This is a genomic window from Nocardia sp. NPDC004278, from assembly GCF_053602975.1.
Window position 1 is genome coordinate 402,066 of sequence record NZ_JBSGEQ010000003.1, and the last position, 20,784, is coordinate 422,849.

The 20,784-nt window shown below is 65.2% G+C and carries 3 protein-coding genes; 1 reads left to right on the forward strand and 2 read right to left on the reverse strand.

Annotated features, from left to right (window positions below; genetic code table 11):
- Positions 1-928 precede the first annotated feature (928 nt).
- A complete protein-coding gene (locus ACWEO2_RS06790; protein WP_452404447.1) occupies positions 929-19,201 on the reverse strand; it encodes a helix-turn-helix domain-containing protein in 18,273 nt (6,090 codons plus the stop codon).
- 9 nt (positions 19,202-19,210) lie between these two features.
- Entirely contained in the window at positions 19,211-19,837 is a 627-nt protein-coding gene (locus ACWEO2_RS06795; RefSeq protein ID WP_452404448.1) for a hypothetical protein, read from the reverse strand.
- A 687-nt stretch (positions 19,838-20,524) separates the two neighbouring features.
- On the opposite strand from ACWEO2_RS06795, the gene ACWEO2_RS06800 reads away from it, so the two are divergent.
- Entirely contained in the window at positions 20,525-20,731 is a 207-nt protein-coding gene (locus ACWEO2_RS06800; RefSeq protein WP_452404449.1) for a hypothetical protein, read from the forward strand.
- Positions 20,732-20,784: the final 53 nt, after the last annotated feature.

Below are 20,784 nucleotides of genomic sequence, written 5' to 3' on the forward strand. Positions count from 1 at the left end.
CACCGGACGCGACGGCGTCGTCGTCGAATATGGATCTCATTCTTGGGAATACCTCGTCATCCGGCAGGTCGTGCTTCTGGAGCCGCCATGGCTCAGCGCGACATTCATGCGCACTATGACTGCACCGAACCAGCGAACGAGACCCCAAGTGGCCCAACTACTTCCTCCGAACTGTGGCCACTGGCTCTCCGGCCGACCGCTGCCGGCTGGTGTCGCGGTTGTTCGACGACGACTGGATCTGCGTCGGCGGGCCTACCGGACTGGCACACAAGCTTCTTCGCCATCCCGACCTCGAGACACGTCGAGTGGAACTCGGGCAGGACGCGACTCCCCCCCCGGCCACATCGCCATATAGCCACGGATCCGGGGTAAGAAGGTCACGCAGATCGGCGACCTGCATGGGCGGGCGTCCCATTCGCGGCGCTCATAGCAGCGTCGTCAGCTGCGCGATCCGGGATTCGACAGCGGTGGCAGCTCTGTCGGAGTCCTCGTGGCCACCACGGCAAGAATGATCGGATCGACGCTGCGGGCGCGGCGTGTGTTACCGCTGCAGTGTGAGACCCGACCGGTCGTCCTCGACGAGGATTCCGATGCCCTGAGGATATTGGATGAGCGGCGAATCAATCTGTCCGCCAGTAGGACTCGCACTGTCGATCAATTGCACGCACTGCTGGCCGGAGGTGCGCCGACCAACCTGACCACCAACACCGCCGCCGCAGTGTGGCGCGGGTTCCGGTCACGAACGCTGTCCGATCGTGTCCGCGTCGAACTGTGCAAGGACCTGATCACCGGATACCAATTGCCTCGATCAGCAGCTGACGGCCAACCAGGGCTGCCATCAAGGATCGTGTCAGGAGCGGCGCAAACGAAGCTGATTGGCCAGGTCAGGCTGTTGAGGGTCGTGGCACCGGGTACCTGAAGGGGCTGGTCATTCGTCGTAATCGTCTTCGTTGTGAGTGCCAGTTGCTTCATCCAGGTTCCGGTTGATCATCTGGTGGATGTCGCCGGTCTGTAGTTCCAGCTCCGTGATGGCCTGTCGCTGTTCTGGGGCCTCGGCACGCAGACGATCCAGGCGGGCCTCGGTGTCCCGCAACGCTGCTCGCAGCACGGTGGCACGGTCGTCGGCGATCTCGGCGCGCTCGGCCGTCGTTACATGGGCGAGGGTGGGCTCCTGATGCGGCTGGAAAAGTACGAGTGGTTCGCCATCTGGCCCGTGCTGGTCCATAAGCTTCAGGTATTCGCCCCAGTCGCGGGCGGTCGCCGGATTCCAGTTCGCCAGCGGCGGATGCTCGACACCCATGTCGCGTAGGTGTGCCTGGTCGAAGTGCAGATAATTCTCCTCGGGCGTGAGCCTGCGTCCGTCGGCGTGGCGGATATCGAACAGGTCGTGATCCCCGGTGAGCGGCCGGAATTCGCCCTCGGCGTTACGTCCGAACACCACACCGTCGCGCACCTCGAACCGACCGGCGGCGATGTGGGCCGCCATCTTCGGCTGCAGTGCCTCGTATTCGTGCACGCGCTGATCCAGCCTGGCCCGCAAGCGATTCCAGTGCTCCTCGGGGATGGTGTCGCGCTCGGGCAGGTGCAGATCGTGCGGCCCGGACTCGGGGAACCGAAAGTATCCGACCAGGCCCTGTCTGTCGGCCGGGGCACCGAGTTCGACGTCGAGCGCATTGATCGACTTGAACTTGATCAGCTCCGGTTTACCGGGTGAGCCGTCCTGGATCCACCGCATCGAGTCCGGATTCGTCGGCCGCACATAGATCATCAGGTTGTGCCGGTCGGCGTAGGCATGGAACTCCTGCTGCCGCGCCACGGGGATGCCGTACCGCGATTCGATCTCCTGTGGGCGTATTCCAGGCTCTTCGTCCCTGCGGCCACGACCTGGGGGAGGCAAAAGCGATGGTCGATCGTGGCCGATAGGGCCGTCGTCCCCGCCGAGCCCGCCCAGCGCTACGCCTGCTCCTCCCAGCGTGCCCATGACGCCGAGGGCCCAGCCGAGGACCGCTTGTGGCGTCGAGCCCGCCAAGAAGACCTCGAGTCCGACGTTGCCGGCCACACCGGCCACGGAGACGCCGAAATCCGAACTCCCGCCCGCTACGTCGTCTCCTCGCCGTCCGGCGCTACCGTTCGCCGACCGATCAGCCGGCAATGATCCGGTTGCCGTCTCGGTGGCTATGGGCGCCGCGGGGGCCTCCGACTCGGGTGAGCGTTCGTGTTTGGCCGTCCATGGTGTGGTGGGATGTGACGCGCGGTTACCACTGGTGGAAGACCCGGGCCGCTGCGTCTCGGTGTCCGTCGCGAGTGCAGTCCATGGTGTATGGCGCGTCGTTTGCGCCGTGTCGGGGTGGTTGGTCGGTTCCTGATCGCGGGACGCGGGCGCCGTGCCCGCCTGGTTCGACGGTTTCAAGTAACCGGTGTTTACCGGCCCGGTTGGTGCGTCGTATCCAATCCAGATGATCGACGCCAGCTCCAGCGACGGATCCACCCGAAGCGTCTGTTCATACAGATTGCGCAGCGGCTTGAACTGGTAGGCCAGCGAGCGCGACGTCGTATTGGTACCCGGCACATGTAGGTTCACCGTCTGCGCGGTGTCCACGTTGCCGAGCGCAACCACGACCTTCCCCTTGCCATTGAAGGCAGTCGAGTCGTAGGACAGGACGTGCACGGGTGGGCTGCCGGATATCTCCGTGGCTTGGCGGTCCAACTGTGCCAGGTGATTCCGGGTATGGATCAGGTTGCCGAACTGCTTCGACTCCGCCTCGGTGAGTTCGCTCCGGAACCAGTTCAGGATTGTCCTATCAGGTGGCCTACGGGCGATGAACTCCGCCAGATCGCGGCTTATCGACAGCCGGTTCGCTTGGTTGCGGATCGCGGCGGGAATGCCGTCGGCGTTGCCGATCTGGTGCGGATAGACCTGGATCAGAGCCTGCTGAGTGATGCTCAGCTCACTGGGCCGGGCGGGGTCGGTCAGCGAGTGCCACCACTTGGTGTTCTCGGTCGCGCGGCGACGTGCGGAGTCCGCGAAATGGTGGTCGCCGGAACGCTGCAACATGTGCGCGTCGGCGAACCCGCCCGCAAGCAGGGCTTTATTGGCCAGGTCCTGCTGGTCATAGGTGAAGCCCATGTCCACGGGCAGCGCGGTTCCGAGATACACCGGGCGCCCATCCGCGCCGCCCGGATCGGGCGATTGCTCGTCGCTGTGGCGGTCGACAGGCGACACCACGTTCTTGTCTGGTGACGCGCGCCTGCCCCATGCTCTCCGTAGTGGGCCCTGGATTTTGCCGTCTTTGCGTGGGGTTTCCTGGTCGGGATCGTGCGCGTGGAGGTTGGTGAGGTTGTCGTTCTCGTCGGTGGTGAGGAAGGCGACGAAGGCCTCTTCGATTTCGATGGCGGGGTAGGACTCTTTCCATTCGTCGAGGGTGCGGACGCGGGGGATACGTTCGGGGTCGTTGGGGTCGGTGTGGGGGTCGTCGGGGTTGGTGATGTTGGTGTCGAAGATGACGATGTTGCCGCCGGGTTTGTTGTCGGTGTTGGTTATGGTCAAGGAGTGCATCTTCTTGCCGTCGTCGAGGAGGAGAACGGCGGTGTCGGCTCCGTCTTTGAGGTTTCGGACGTCCTCGATGGTCTTGGTGACGGGGTTTTCGGTGTCGGGGTCGAACTCGATTTTGACGAGTTGGGTTGCGATGGCTCTGCGGAGGTGTTCCGGGCTCTTTTGCCGTTTCTTCGGTTTGATTCCCGTGTCGAGGCCGAGTGCCCACGTTGCTTGGGATGTTTGATTGATGCAGTCCAGCAGCTTCCGGGCTTTGAACAGCCGGTGGTAGAGCGACCACCCCGCGACGGCGCCGAATACTACGGCCATGGACGCGCCGGTAGTTTGGTGACCCGACAGCGCTATGGCCTCGCCGGCGAACGGAAAGCCCAGCGCGAACGCGCCTCGAGCCGTCGCGGAGCCGATGGATCTCACTCGTCCGAGCACCCCGGACGGTGTTGTGCTGTTCATGTAGGTGGTAACGGGTACTCCAACCAGGGCTTGGACTGCCCATGTGCTGGCGAATCCTGCCGACGCTACCCAGGGATCAGTGGTGAGTGCCATGACTATTGCGGACCCGGCCACGCCGGCCGATCTGGCAGTGAGCAGCGTGTCGATGCTGGTTTTCTCCAACCACCGCTTAGGGATCAGATTCAGACTCCCGACCACGCCCCCGAGCGGGGTGATCAACAGCACTGCGCCCTGCTGCCACGCCGGAAGACCGGAGTGGCTGATCAACCACGTAAACTGCAGTCCCTGCATTCCCAGGTAGAAATTGGTAAGACCTAAGTTGGCGTAGGAACGTCGTATCAGAGGGAGATTCTGGACGGCACGCACGCCCTTGGCGATCGACTTTCGAACACCTTCCGATTCATCCGTTTCCGGTGCGGCCGAGGACGCGGGCAGCCGCCGCAGTGTCGCCAGATTCACAATGCTCGTACTGACATCGATGAGGGGAGCTGTCCACGTCCCGGCTTTCAGCGCGATAGGCCCGAGCCCCTGTCCCAGAACGCGGCTGAGGTTCATTTTGAGGTTGTTGAAGCGGGACAGCCCGTTTTGCGCCTTGCCGACCATTTCGATGAGCGTCTTGTCGATGGCGCTCTTGTAGACAACGGAGGCGCCCGCTCCGACGAGTGTCGTTCCGACGAGTATGGGGACGGAGTACGACGACCCGGACGCAAGTGCGGCAGTTGCTGTCAACCCTCCTGCTGCTGACACGATTTGGCTGCCGATCAGCAACTTCTTGGGCGGAGTGTGGTCGGTCATATGTCCAGCGATCAGCGCACCCACGGTATGCGGCATCTGGGAGAGCCATCCGATGGCGCCTGCTGGTCCTGGTCCGAGCATTTGCATGAAGTACAGGGACAACATTGATTGCATAACCTCGGAGCCGACGTCGTTGAACGTCTCGGCGCCGAGACGTATGCCGACATAGGGGTCGGTGTGAGCCAAGCGCAGCAAGGAGTCGCTCTTCCCGAGGCCTTTGGTGTTGTCTGGTGCTTCTGTGCTGCTGGATTCCTCGGGTTCGGCCGGCTCGGTACTGGACTCGTTCGTCGGGGATAGCGCCCGAGGATCCGGCGAATGCTCGACTGCGTTGTTCTGCCGCTCGGAATCCGATGCGGCCGGTGGTGGTTGCCCGGACTTCGAGGGATCGCCTGCTTCTCCCTCGGTGTCGGCCTGTTCCGTGCCGCCTTGCGATTCTTCGTCGTTCGGGGTGCCCGCGATGGGGTGTTGTGGTCGTGTGCCGTCGTCTTCGGTGGGAGCGAGTGGAGTGAATGCGCTGTCAAAGAACAGGGCGTAGATGGTGCGCTGGTCGGGTTCGGGGTAGAGACCTCGTTCGGCGGCAGCAGTCTTCCATTTTTCCCATTCCATCGGGTAGGCACGACCGTTGTCGTCAGTTATGCGGGGGTCGCGGACCAGGATGACGTTGCCGACAGCAGTAAAGGTGAGCGCATGCGCATAAAGGCCGTCGTCGCGTGGTGCGAAGGTCCCTTTCGGGGCGGGATCGATGACGACGTAGGCGTTGTCGGCGTAGCCACGGGCGAGTAGTTCTCCCACCTCAGCGAGATCGCCTGCGACGGCGGCCAGTTGGCCGCCGAGATCGGCTTCGGCGGTGTCCCACTCGACCGGGCCCTCCCGATCGTGCCTCAAAGGTCGATGCGGATCGAGGCTGTAGGCGCTCAGCGAGTCCATCGCGCGGGCATGGCAGTCTCGCCGGACCTCCACGACGAACGCCGCCTTCTCGGCGCGAGTGTGCAGCTGCGCGAACCGGCGCCAGACCGGCCATGCCGCGGCACCAGTGATACCCGCCTGAGCCAACATCGCGCCCAGCTCGGCTGCGTACACCCTGTCTGGCTCGGCTGTCGCCCGCTTGTCCCCAGACGGTTCGTCGCCGGATGTAACCGAGGAGGCTCGCGGTGACCACGGCGTCGACTTCCGAGCGGTATATATCCGATCGGCCCGCCTGCGCATCTCGGCATCCGGCGGTGTGTCGGTGGGCAGCCACGCACGCGCGTCGACCGGCCCGATGAGGTCGGCGGGGTTTGCTCCCGCATGCCCGGGCTCCAGCGGCGCGTCATCCCCGGGCCGGCTGCCGATTATCTGCTCCTCGATGGCCAAGTCCAGAAATCCGTCCTCAGCGGTTGGATCCGGCCCGCGGACTGGTCCCCACGCAGCCGACTTCTGATCAATCGGCGATGATAGGGCTGCCGTCTTCGTGGGTACGTCCAGCACCTTCGGCGAGGATCGACGATTGAATTCCGGTGCGGAATCGGGATTTTCGTCACCGGCCCGTGGCAATGGTGCCATGGGTGAAGCGCCGACCCGGCCATCGGCAGCGGCGTGTTTTTCCAGTTCGTCGAGCCGCGGCAGCATGATGTCGTGCCAGTCCCTTCGGCCAGCGGCGACGAACGTCGGCCGTAGCCGTTCGACCTGCTGTCGGATCTGCTGCACTGCGGATCGCCGGAGGTTGTGGTGTTTCCACACGATTGCACCGTCGGGTCCGCGTTCTTGGAATTGTGCGGCGAAGGGACTGATTGCCTGTCGCGCGTGTGCGGCGTCTTCGAATGCGAGGCTGTTGTCGATCGCCCACACGTTCCCGTTGCGGTCGATCATCCAGTTTTCGCCACTGCGATCGGGGATGCGCACCAGCGCATCCAGCACGCCTAGACGCAGTCCGGCAGAGGTGCCGTAGAACCGTAATTCCGCATTGGCGTCGCGCGGATACGCATCCAGCGCAACCTTGCCGTCGGGCACTACCTCCATGTAGACGTGGTCGCCGATCATGTGTACCGCGGGCACGTGTGCCCCGATGGCCTGTCCGGTCAGCGACACCAGGAATTCCGCATGTGCATGTTGCGGATGCGACACCACCTTATGGATCACCTGGGTGCCATCGTGGAACGTGAGCCGCTGCACGACTATCGCCGAGTCGCCGGGAGCGCTGGATCGTTTTATTTCTTCGACTTGTGGAGGTTGGCCGGAGCGCAGCAGTTTGTCGATGTGGGTGGCGAAATCCAACGCCGAACCCGAACCCACCCATGTGCCGACATCTGCCGTGTCGTTGTCGGCGCCACCGTCTGGATCCGACGGCGACCGATTCCCCGGTGGTGGATCGTCCGGGGCGGGGATGGACTGTGGTGGTGGGCTACCAATATCACGATCGGGTCCGTATGGCCTGGCGCGTGTTTGCCGCGTGTCGCGTGCGCTGTTCGGTACGACTTCTTCGGATCCGATCGATCCCGGGTTCCGCTTCTGTGGGGGAGTGATGCGGGGCTTGGTCTGACTGTTGTGTTTCCAGAGCTGCCTCCACGTTACCGCGGTCGCTCCTTCCCGATAGAGGTCGGCGAGGCGGTCGGGAAGGCTCACTTTCGTCTTCTTGGTGCGGTTCTGGATATTGGCGATGAGCTGGCGGGTACTTTTCGCGGGATCCCCGTGGCCGCTGATCTGATCTCGCTGCTGGTGCTCCTCGTAGCACTTCATTACGAAACGCCTCGCGTCATGCGCGATGGCCGGATCACAGTCGACATCTTCGACGATGTCGAGGGCCTGCCGTAGGGCCTCTGGCATCGCCTCCGGCGGCGCTGGCGCTGGCGGTACCGAATCGGAGGAGTCCGGTGGGCGGCTACCGATATAGTCGTCACTCCTGTCCGGCTGGGTGCGTAGCCGAAGGCGATGCCAGACCTGTCCGTTCGGCAGCGGATCGGCCGTCTCTACATCGATGCGGGGGTCCTCTTTCGTCACACCGGGGTCGGAACTCGTGGAATCCGGTCTGGTGTAGTCCAGTTGGGCGTGCAGCCGCAGCCGGCCGGCGACGTCCTGCGCCGCGGTCACGACGATCGTGGGATCGTTCCCGGCGAATGGCCGGGCGAGTTCGGCGAGACGCGATACAGCGGCGATAGCGTCCCGGGAGGTGCCTGGATGGCTGGACTCCGGCAGTCGAGTCGCGAGAGTATCGGCGAGGGCGTCGGTATCCAAATTCTGCCCGCCGGGCCTGACGACCAGCTGCCAGCGGAAGCCTCTGTACTTCTTCCCCATCTCGGTCGCGTGCGACCGAGCGTCGCGATAGGCGTCGAGCGGTGTGTAGCTCGGCTCGTTGGTCAGCCGGTAGACGATCTCCCGCAGCTTCGCGGCGTGGTCGCAGCGCATGTCCCGGTTACCCAGCAGCCACCCGTCCGGAGGCCGGTACCCACTGTCCGGATGGACGAAGCCAGCGTTTCCGCGAAGGCGGTTGATGAAGGCCTGACGCACGATGATATGGCCGTCTTCGGGCGGCATGCGCCCGAACCGATCCGCGAGCCGCAATGCGTCTTCGACGTAGTTGACCCGAATACCCCATTCGGACAGAACTTGACCGAAAGTGCGTGCTGGGCTGAAGCGCCGCGACATCAGGTCTTCGAGCGCCAGTTCGATACTGTCGACGAGGGCGGTGGGCTCCGACAACGTTTGCAGGTCTGCCGCGGCAACCCACCCGGCAATTCTCATCGCCTTGGTGAATTCGCCGTCGGACAACCCCCAGCGGTCCCGCATCTCCTCGACGGCCGCTGGCGACGCGACCATCTGGGTTCCAGCCCCCTCGTCGAACCCGGTGCCGTTGACTGCGAATGCCAGGATTCGAGCGGTGCTCGAGTCGTAGCCGTGCAATATGGCGCGGCGGTAAAGCAGTTGCGCGGAGCGCAACTCGTCATAGCCTTCTGGTTTGTCGCTGCGCCGCCCGCCGCCATAAACGAGGTCGCTCCAGGCGTCGGCGACCATCGCCAACATGATGTCGCGGATGTCGGCGCCCTGCAGCAAGCCGTTCTCCAGGATGCGACGTAGGTCCTCGGCGACGTTCATGCCGTTGTGGTAGAACGCCGCCACCCCGTACTCGCGCTTCTCGAAGGGGTCGTCGGAATGGTCGTAGAGGTGATTGGCGCGACCGATGTCCCGATGGCCGTACAGCGTCCGATTGGCGAACAAACCCTCGGCAGCCAGCCGGATGCCGCGCCGGATCTCCGGATCGTGCTGCTCGAGCTGCTCGAACTGGTTCTCCGGCAGCCCCGCTCGCAGGATCTTGGTCACCTCAACGATCTCGTCCTTGATCACGTCCTCGGATAACGGCGGACACGTCGGGCTCAGCAGGGAACTCTTGATCCACTCGGTCAGCGCCAAATCCCGCTCGAGACCCCGCTCCTGCGCCCCGGCATAGATATCGGGTAGCGCAGCATTACGCACCCCGCCCGCAAACCTCGACCGGCGCAGCAGAGCCGCGTGCGATACCACGCCGTCCAAACCCACCGAAACCCGAAACCGACCGCGCGCCAACACCGGACGGCGTAGGTGGTCGTGCGGCGAAGAGCCCGGCCCACCCTCGCCGGGGCCTCGGCGGCTGTGCCCTTGTTCGTCAACCGGTACCGGGGTCCAACCTTCCTCCTCGAGCTGCTCGTACAGCGACTCCGGAACCGACCATTCTTCGACGTCCTGTCCACCCGGCGGGAGAGCGCCGAACGCCATCGCCGCAGCCTCCTTTCCCGCCCTGACGCCGTGTTCGGCCAGCCTGGCAAGCACCCCACCGAGCTCGCCGGCATCCATCGGCCCGGCCGGTACCGGCATCCCGGCCGCCGTTCTTCGTTCGGCGCGGCCTTCTGGATCCGACGAGGGCCTGCTGCCGATGAGACCGCCGGGTCCGCGCGGTCGGGTGTGCTGTTCCTGCTGGTCGGGTGCGCTGGCCGGGTGGACCGGGGATGAAAGTGACCGCAGCGTTGATGTGTGTTCAGTCTCGGTGAGCGCAGGGTCGGTGAGTCGAAGTTGCGGAAAATCGCGTCCGAGTAGTGGGAGTAGGAAACCGCCGACCATCATGGCGATGTTGGAGCCCGAACCCTGGCGATGCGGTTGGACGCCGAATCCCTCCAGTGACTGCCGGAGTTGTTCGGTGGATGCCTGGGACACTCCGCTCGGCGCGAAGGTGACGAAACCCGGGCATACTCCGCCGCGGTCGCGGGCGCGTGCTTGTTTCGATTCTCCAGTGATCGCGATCGACGTGATCTTCTGATTCGCGGTGTCGAATTCGATAGCGAAACGTGGCGGGTTGCGGGGTTCGGTGAAGTCACCCAGCGTGGTGAATGTGACACCGGCCATCACGCTCAGGCGGCTGGCGAATTCCAGGACACCGTGTTGGATGCTGGCCCACGACCAGCCCGCGATGACGTCCGTGTGCTCGGCGAGGCTCTCGAGATATCCGTACAGCACGATCTGGATGCTGCCCATGTTGGTCGCGGCGCTGAGCACCGTCTTGTTGCCGGGTATAGCGAATTCGTCTACCGAGTGGGCGGGTAGGTCGAGCTCGGCCCGCCGGTTCGGCGGGATCGCGTCCAGGATCGGTGCCCGGTCGCGGGAGCGTTCGTCCTTGATATTCGCGAGTTCCTGCCATACCGTCCCGTCCACCAGATCCCAGACCGCGGTCAGATACTCGACCGCGGCTTGCATGAACGCGTGCTGGCCGCTGTCGCGACCGTATCCATCCCGGCCGTGCATGACGTAGTCGTCGTCCAGCCAGGACGCGAAATAACCAGGTTCGACTTCCGAATAGCTCGACCGCAGCGCCGCGCTCACCCGCTCCGGATGACGCATCATCTGCTGCAGCGCCGTCTCGGTCAGCTTGTACTGCAGGCATCCCGATGCGATCGACCGCTCCAGCGAATACCGCAGATAGGCAAGCTGATCCGGTGGGAACAACTCGGTCAACAGCCGGGTAGCACCACCGACCTTCAACGGCAGATCCGTCTCCGCGAAGCGCTGCCCGATCTCGGCGATTATCGCCCGCGCCCGTGCTGGATCCGCCAGCACTTCCGTCATGCCCTCCCGGGACAACCCACGGATCAACGACACGACCGTACGCGGCACCTCTGCCGACGATAGCCAAGCGGAATCGGAGCGCTCGAGTGGCCTGCTGCCGATGAACCCGCCCGGCTTCGGGCTTTTCTCGTCTGCCTCGGCATCGCTGCTCGACGCTTTCCGCCGATCCGACTCCGTCGTCGACTTGTTCCACGGTGTCGGTAGTGGCTGATTTCTCGCACTCGCGGTGGTGTCCCGCTCACCTGCGGTGAATTCGGAATCGAATGCGGTACGCAACCGGGCGATGGCGTCGGCGAGGACGTCCGTCGCGGTTGCGGGCGGCAGACCCAGCCGCCTCGCGGTGTGGGCCAGCGGCATGCCCTCGACGAGATGAGCCATCACCAGCTGTTCGGCGATACCGGGATCGGGCAGATCCGACAGCGCCGCTCGGACGGTCATCACGAAGTCCGCATCGGAGAACCCTGCCCCAGACGGGTCGGCGATCTCGCGGCGCACAGGGCCGGACTTCCCGTTCCTCGGCTCGTCCGCCCACACCATGGGTCGGTCCAGAACCTCCCGCGCCAGCGCGACATCGGCCATGCTCAACCGCAATGTTCGTGCGATCACCGCGTCGTCGAGATCCGCCCCTTCGGCAACCATTCTGCCGATCTGAGCACCGACCGTGCTCACCATTTTCCGTGTGCGATTATCGAGGTTCGGGAATTTACGCTCGAGCTGGAAGCGGAAAAGCGCACCCCGGCAACTGGCCCAGGCATGAGCGGCAAACGACGCGGAGGGGATATGGCTCGTGATCGCGTTCATGGTCGCGGTCCAGGCGACCTGAACAGCATCATCACGGATATCGGGGGATTCTCGACGAACTACCGCATTCGGAACCCAGGCAAATTTTTCGAGTATCTCATCCCGGATTTCACGCTCTTCGCGGGATCCCACTCCGGTTACCACATACCGCTGGAACAGCTCTTCTTCCTCGCGATAGCCGGATCGCTCGTAACGCTCGCCATAGAAACGATCTATAATTTCCAGCAAAATATCGCCACCTATTCCCAGCGGCCGACACAATTGCCGCAATTTCCGCAACCGGGGAAGGTAACGATTGTTCTCGATGCTGGAAATAGTGCTACGCGGCATCCCTGCTCGCTGCGCGAGCTCAGTCGCCAGAACTCCTTCGTCGTAACGCAACGCCGCAATCCAACGCCCCAGTGATTTGTGTGAAGCGGGATCGGTATCAGCAGTGATATCGGGGTAGAAACGCCGGATAGCGTCGATCAGCTCCCCACCATGAATGCCGATCTTTCGGCAGATACGCCGGAAGCTGCGGAAATGCGGAATTTCTCCGTTCTCGATATCGGTGATATAGCGGCTGGACAGGCCAACCAGCCGAGCGAATTCCATCTGCGTCATGCGGAGGGTGCCGCGCCTTGCCGCGATCCAATCGCCGAGCGTCTCGTACGCGGCAGGATCGGTATCGGCATCGGTCTCCGGATAGAAGCGACGGATGGCGGGCTCCAGCAGATCCTCTTCTACCCCCAGTGCCAGGCAGATGCGCCGGAATGTTCGCAACTGCGGAACACGCTTGTTGTTTTCGATAACGGCAATATAGGTTTGGGCCATTCCGGCTTCGTCGCCGAGCCGCGTCTGCGACATACCTTTGTTGCGCCGCAGTGCCGCAATCCAATCTCCGATGGAGTGGTACGCAGCCGGATCGATGTCGCTGTCGGTCTCTAGATAGAAGCGACCGACTGCGGCCTGTAGCATTTCCGCTTCGGCATCGAGTGCCTCACATATTCGCCGAAGGGTCGGAAGGCGTGGAATGTACTTGCCTTTTTCGATATCGGTGATGTGTGAGAGATCTATGCCGGTCGCACGCTCGAGATCGATCTTGGTCATTTCTTTGCCGTAGCGCAGCGCCGCAACCCAGCTACCGACGGAATCGTGCGAGTCCGGATTGGTATCGGTATCGGTCTCTGGATAGAAGCGACGGGTCGCGGCATGCAGCACCGCCGCGTCGATGTTCAACGCCGCACCGATTTTCCGGAAATTCGCCAGCCTAGGGACGTTCTTGTCGTTTTCAATGGCGGAGAGGTGACCTGTGGCCATCCCAGCCGCTCGTGCGACCTCCTTCTGCTGCATCCCCCGTGCGTGTCGCTGCGCCTTGATCCACGCTCCCGGTGAGACGTCGGGCACTGGCAGTGCGGAATCGGCCTGTACGGACTGCTCCAGTGCGGGATCGAACGGCGCGTCGTGGCGGCCGACGTTTCCCGCGTCGTGCGGCCTTCTGCCAATGAAGCCCTGCGGGCCGGCCGGACCGTCCTGGGCGATGGTGCCGACGTACTTGTCGGGCACCCCCACTACGGGCAGGACGCCTTCCCGCACCCGCACCCGCAGCCGGTCGCCCTGCGCCTCGACAGCCAGCATCCCACCGCGTCCCACGCCCTTACGGCTCGATGCCACCTTTACCGCCTCGGCCATCAGCGGACCCGCATGCGCACCGAATCCCGGCACCAAGCCGACCAATTGCGCAGGCAAAGCGGCAGCCAACTGGTTGAAGCGCTTGCGATCACCCCACAACTGCACGGACCACGACAGATCCGATCCGTCTCCCCGATCGGTCCACTCGAACTCGCCGAACGACTCACCACCCCAGCTGTCTGCCAGCACACCTCTCGGCTCGGGAACTCGAAGCCCTTCGACCCACCCATGGACCGCGTATCCGACAGCAGTCCGCGTCGTCCTCGATGACAAACCGACGCCGTCTTCGCCAGAAGCTTGCAGAGCGTAGTTCACCAGTAACGCGGCGACATCCGACAACTGCGACGGGAGTTCCGCCGGTGCACCGTCGGCGTCGCGATAGCTCAGCGCCCCCACCACCGCCGCGCGAACGGCCGCGGCGGACATGCCGGGCGAGAACACATCCGGCGGCCGGTAGGGCGAGTTCTCCGATGGCCTGCTGCCGATGCTCTCGGACGGTCCTGTGTCGCCGGTTCGAAGCGGCGCTGCGGCGAGGGGGGATGGATGACGCAGGCCGGACGGGCCAGAGTGGGAGAAGGGATCGTCGTCCGGTGTGCTGCCGCGCAGCGAATCGTCGCGATCCTCGGATGGGCGACTGCCGATGCCACCGTGGGGGCGGTCCGGATCGGTACCGTCGACCGGGCGGTTGCCGACGCCGGCGTGATCGGAAGGGGCCCGATCGGTGCCGACGGGTGGGTCGCTGCCGACGCTGACGGGGTCGGCCGGCCGGGAGGCGTTGGGCTCGTTCACATGTACCGATTCGCCGGCTTCATTGATTTCCCGGACCAGTTCCGGGGGCACGTGCGTTTCGGTGGGGAGAGTGTTGTGGTCGGCCGAGTCCGGAACGAGATCGCCGTGTTGGTCGAAATCTATGGTCCAGAAGGCGCGCTCGGACTCGGGCACTTTGTCGATGAACTTCTGCTGTTCGCGCTGCCAGGTGTCGAACCTGACGGCCTTGTTCAGCAGTGCACGGCGGTCTGTGAGGTCTTTCGGTCCGAAATCGTTGTCGGTGCTGCCGTCTCCAGAGGCCGCGAGGTCTACCACTACCAGGTTCGGGGGTGCACCGGGTTCGCTGTCGTTGACCAGCAGCACCAGGTGGTTGTCGGCCTCGTCGCTGCCTTGTTCCTCGGTGTTCTTCCACTTGTAGACCAGGACTTGGATGCCTCCTGGCCGCTGTTTCAGCGACTCGACGGCCTGATCCAGCGAATCGGATGCCTTGGGCGAGCCGTGGCCGAACGACGATGTGACGGTGTCCCAGTTGTGGCCCCGCAGCGGTATTCCGCCGGGCGGCATGGTGAAGTGGTCCGCGTTGTCCTTGCATAGCACTCGCATGGCGGTCACGCCGTTGTTGACGCAGCTGTTGGGGCTGCGTCGATGTATCGCGACTACCAGGTCGAGCAGGGCGGCGGTGGCCAGGTAGAGCGACGCCGCGTCGACAACGTTCTCGACGACGGGGGTCTCGGCGGCAGCGGTGTGAGCCGCGGGCGCGTCGGCCACCGGGTTGTCGCCCGCGGGCCGGTCTGCGGGGTCGGGATCCGTGCCGAGAGCGAGCCGGTGGGTGCCATCGTCGGACAGATGCCGAGCGACAGCTTCGCCCAGCACATCCCGGGCCATTGCCGTGGTGACATCGGAGGCGGCAACACCCGGACCCAGGGCTCGAGCCAGCTCGAGCTGGGCGGTGGTCACGGCGGCGCCGACGTGGCGCAGTCCTTCCGCGCCTTCGATATCCGCGGGGTTCCAGCCGATTGTCTCGGCCAGCTTGTCGCGTCGCGGTGTGAGCTCATCGAGCGCCTGCTCGTCGGTGAGTAACGCGTACTGCACCGCCTTTCCGGGCGCGGTCGCGTCGAGATGTTGACGCAACGCCTCCACGGCAGAAGGTGGCAGGTTCGCCCGGTCGAGCAGCCTGACCAGTGGGTCGGCGTCGTTCTGGTCGAGCGCATCGTTCTGGTCGAGCGCCGACGGGAAGGCGGTCGAGGTGGGAATTCCCAGCAGCCCGGCGAGCCGCGTGGACCGGTCAACCAGTTGGTCCGGTCCGCTGAGATCCCTCGGCTGCCAGGGCGTCATGGCCATGATGAGGGCGGACGGGTCGGTGATGGGTGCGTAGTGGAGGATGAAATCGGCGGTGGCGTGGTGGTGGGCGCGCTGTTGCAGCCCGGGCACGAGCGAGGCGAGCTTGTCGCCGGCCTCGACGAGCTTGTCGTGCGTTGCGGGAGTGGGGCCGGTTCGGTGGTCGGCGACGGCTTGTTCGTACTGGATCACCGTCTCGCGGACCCCACGCAGGTGCATGGCGTTGCGGATCAACGCGTCCTGCGGCGACATCAAGGCTTGCGCCGTGCCGGGTTTGCCGTTGCGGGCGGTGCGGTTCTTGGCCTGCTCGTAGATGTAGGCGTGTTCGGGGACCTCGGTCATCCACACATGCATGCCCCCTTTGGCCAGCACCGCGTCGGATACCGCGATGTCCACACCGCGTTGGCCCTGCCGGTTGATCACCAGGATCTTGCCCTGCTCACCGGCGGCGTCGAAGACCTTCTGCAGCTCGGTTTCCCAGTCGGCGCCCCATTTGGCGATCCGGTCGGCGTCGACCGCCTCGATCGCCTCGCGCGGCACCCCCGCCCGTAGCAGCGCCCGGACCTGTTTTTCGACCAAATCGTTGCGGTGGCACAGGATTTCCTGGAAACGGCCCTGCCCGCCGTCCCGCATCTCGTGGGCGTATCCGGCCAGCGCGTTCAGCTTGGCCCTGGTGTTCTCGTGCGGGTCGGGCTGGCCCTCCATCAACCGCGACGGGTTGAACGGATCGACCGCGTGCGGTGCCTCCAGCCCGTATACGGTCTTCAGCACCTCACCAAGGTCGGTCAGCGTGCCCGAAGCGCCGGTGATGTGATCGAAGAAGCGATCGGTGCCGTAGATCTCGGCCGCGGTAATGCTCTTGGCGGAGTCGGCGTCGGCGCGCACCACGATTCCGTGTTTCTCGGCGCTCATCCCGATGGACTCGGCGGCCCGGATCTCCTTGGCCTCGATGGCTTGGGCCAGGCTCGCCTTGCCCGGCTCGGCGCTCCACCGCGATTCGCTCGAGGTCTTCGGGTTGCGTTGCAGGCCGTGTTCGCCCTGATCGATGATGACGATCTTGCCCGCGTCCATGACGTAATGGATGTTCTTGCGGGTGGTGAACTCGGCGGAGGCGGCCATCTCGAGCCGCGACAACCCGATCTGCCGCAGCCACCGCTTACCGCCTGGCAGCGCCTCGACCTTCGCGCGTCCCGCTGGTGTCAGCGCTGCCTGGCCGTCGTGCCAGTACTCCGTCCCCACCTCGAGGGTTCCATCGGGCAGTTCCACATCGACTTCTTCGGCGATCCGTTTCAGGCCGAAATCCTCATGCGACAGCTGTCCTTTCGCGAGCGCTTCGGCAAGGAAGTCGTGGGCGGCGAACACCTCACGCGCCGTCTCCTCGGGCGCGGCGCCGGCGGTGATCTCGGAGCGGATGAACGTCTTTTTCCCGCGGTCGATGATCGCGTCCATCTCATCGATCACCACCCGGCGCGGCGGCATGTGACCGGCATTGCACAGATGTCCGACCGTCTCACCGGTGGCCACCACGATCGCGGGCCGACCCGACGTCACCGGACCGAACCCCGTCTCCTGGTCGGCCCGCAACACGTCGATCCCGAAGCCGCCCAACACCCGCCGATACGCGGTGAACTCCCGATGCGCCAGCCCGTCCGCGGTCGTCACCAGCAGCATCGAACCGTGGCGAACCGCCTGGTTCATCGAGTACGACATGAACATCAGCGTCTTGCCCTGGCCCGGCTCCATCTGCACCGGCCGCCGGGCCATCTCGAACCCGCCCTCCAGCTGCGGCTGCCACAGCACCTTCCCCCCGGGCGCCTCGTCGGTCGTCCCCCGCCGGATGATCTCCATCCCCGCGATCAACGATTCTCGCTCGTCGGGGTGGAACAACCCGGCCTTCAACACCTCGTCGGGAAGGTTGGACAGCCGCAGCTCCTGCGGAAGATGGTCACCGGAACGCGCGTGGAAGTCGGCCAGCACCTCATCGGCATGGTCACGATGACTCGGTGCCGACGAAACGGGATCGTCGGTCGAATCGGCGGCCGGGTCGGCCGACATCTCGTCGCCCGTTCCATTCGCCGGGACGCGCCGCTCCGCCTCGGGGACGTGCTCCCCATTCTCCGCGGGAGAATGCTCCTGATTCCCCGGCAACCGGTGTTCACCGGCGGCTGGCGTTTCGGGCCCGTCGCCGGTACCCATGGCAGGGCGGGCGTCAATCGGGGTCTCGTGACGGGTTTCCTCCGCCGCGGCACTCACCTTCCCGGTGTCGCCGTGCTCGTGATTCCCTGGTGATCGGTGTTCACCGGCGGCAGGTGTTTCGGGCCCGGTGCCGACCTGACGGGCCGGGGTGCTCGTCGAAACCTTCGGTGGCGCCGACGTTTCCCCACCGGCCTCGACCGGTCGTGGCGCTGTCGCAATCGTGCGGGCAACTGATTCGCCCCGTCGCGGATCCGCCACCGATGCACCCGTCTCCGAACGCCCCGCCGACCCGGCCGCGGAGTCGAGTCCCACGGGAGCGTGACCGGTCGCCTCATTGTGTGGCATCGAGCCCGATACTGCGGACGGCCGTGATGGCCCGGACCTCACGGATGCGGTGTTCTCGGTCCCGGCGGTCCGGGGCATCGCGTCAGCGGCGGCGACCGTGTCCAAATCGCCCGCCCAGGCTCTCCTCGCGGTCGCCCACGTGTGCTCCGCTTCCTCCGAAATCTTGATCGGCGGCGCGGCGGCACGCAGGTCGGGCCGGGTGAACAGACCGCTGCCGTCGACCTCCGCCGTGGCGGACCGAGAGTGGGGGGCATGAGAATGCACGGTCCCGGCGAATGCGCCGTTGAGCAGCGGCGCGAGGATGTGGTCGAAATCCTTCGGCCAACCGGTGATCAATGCTGCCGCTCCCAAGCCGGCCACCGCGCCGGCGGCCCCGTGCACCAAGCCGAGCAACAACCGGCTGTTCTCCACCCCAGGAAAGATCCTCGGCGCAAGCTTGCCCGCGATCATGCCGCCTGCCGCACCCCCAGCGCCGGACACACCCGCGGCGAGAATCGACATCAGGTCGATACCTTTCGGGTTCTCGCCGTTCTGTCCTATAACGGTCGGGTCCCGGTATCCGGCTGCGAGTTGCAGGGCTTGGACACCGGCGTCGACGCCTGCGGGCAGTGCGGCGGCTTTGCCGACCGTGACAGCGAGCTCGCGCGGCCCCAATGCCGACAGCTTGGCTGCGGTGTTCGCCGCGCCCCGCTCGTATGCTCGCTCCAGACCCGCGCGCATCAGCTCGACCTCGGTCCGGCCCTCGGCCAACATCGACTCCGCCACTGGCGCCGCCGCCGCCTCCCCACCGGGACCAGCAGCGGCCGCCGCCGCCAGAAGCCTGACGACTCGGTAGCCCAACTCGATGCCGAACGCGAACATCACGCACAGCGTTTTCTCCGCATCGTTGGCCGCCGCGTCCGCCTGATCGGCCAGGATCAGCGCTTCGTCGTGCAGCCTGACCGCGCCGTCCTGGTGCAGGCGCAATGTTTCGCGCAATCGATCGCCGAGCACACCGACAGAATCCTGCTGCGCCAGTAGGGTTCTCGCGTCCTCTGCGTGACCGTTCATCGCTGCGGCCTTGTCTCGCAACTCCGCAGCCATCCGGCGCATCCTGGACACGTCGGCGCGGGGCAAGTCGCCCCCGAACACCACCATTTCGATCGGGCGTCGCACAATGCTGGGCAGGCCCTCGAACAACTCCCGTACCTGCACTACCGGGTTCAACAACTCTTCCACCGGCACCGCCTAAGCCGGCGGCGAGGCCGCATCGAGCAGCACCGCGTACAGCGTTCTCGCCGGAGCGCTCGCCTTGTCACCGTGCAGTACGACATCGGCGAACGCATCGCACACCGCCCGACTCACATCGAAGCCGCCCACACCCAGGGTGGTCCCGGTCAACCCGGCACGCCAGCGCCGGTAACCACGCAACACCTCTGCGAGCGTGGTGTACCGCCCCGCCTCCAGACGCATATACTCCGCGATCAGGACGCGCTGCGCCTTTCTCCGCGCGACACCGCCACCGGCAAAGTCGAGTGCCAGGCCGAGTTCGCGTACCGTCGCCGAGTAGATCACCAGATCTTCTGGACCGGCCCCGGAGTCCGACGTGTCGGCGACTCGGCTCGGTTCACGGGCCCTCCGCTGGTCGAGAGTGATCGACCGCGCAACGCCGGACGCCGGGTCGTCACGCGATTCGCTGCTCCACTTCACACTGCCTGCGTCGTCGAGGTCTGCCACCGCGACCACGTCGAGTCCGATCACCGGGTACTCGGTGAGGACACGATCGACAGCCGCCGCGAACTGGCGCACGACCGCCTCCTCAAGGTCGGGCAGGTCGAAACCGACGACCTCGACGCCGTGCCGCTCAGCCAGCATCCGCGCCAGCCACCCGAGCGTGGGATTGCTAACTGGTTGATCAGGGGAGCGAAGTCGATCGTCTCGGCCCGGCAGTTCTTTGGTGGGCTTCTTAATGCTCGGCGGGGAACCGAACCGGGGGCTCGAAGAACTCGACTCGGCAGCCGTAGCCCGGCCGGGTGCCATGAGCGGCCGCCCGGTCCAAGGGGTATCTCTTCTTCCCGCACTGACCGAAGGAGCGGCCCCCCGTTTGGCCGCCGCCCCCGGCGCGCCGGGGGCATTCCGCGACGCTGGAGGCGATACCGGGCTGGACGAGGGCCAGCGGCCAGGGTCTACCACAGGTCTCTCACCGCCACGTCGGCCTGCTGTCCGCGCCCAAGGGTTGGAGCGCTGCGGACGATCCTGCGGTGTGGACGGTCCTCCAGACGCGCCCCGCGGCGCGCCAGGCGAGGATTGTTCGGTGGGATCGGCGGCCCTGCCATGCGGCGTAGAACCCGCTTGACCCGGCCTGGTGCTCAGGCCCGTTCGACGGGGGTCGGCAGCCATGGCATGCGGCGTAGGAGCCGGGGCGCCCGGTTCGGGCGGCAAAAGAGACGTGACGCCTGGTGACGAATGCGCGCTCGCCGCGTTGCCCGGATCTGGACCGGTCTGCTCTTCGGCCGCTCGGCCTATCAGACCGGCAGTGTGTTGATCCTGTAACTCGAAGTTGTGCGCGGCGTCGACGATCCCCTCGGCCGTGCCGTGCAGGCTGTCCTCTATCGCCCGCAGGTTGGTCAGCAACTCATTGGCATGCGGCGTGAAATCCTTGGCGAACGCCTTGCCCAGATCGTCGTCGCCCCAACACCCGTCGGCCTGCGCCAGGCAATCACGCAGTCCGGCATATGTCTGGCCCACCCGGTCGCCGAGGTCGGCTAGCTGCGCACCCTGCCGCCGCAGACTGTCCAAATCCAAGCGGACTTCATCGTGCA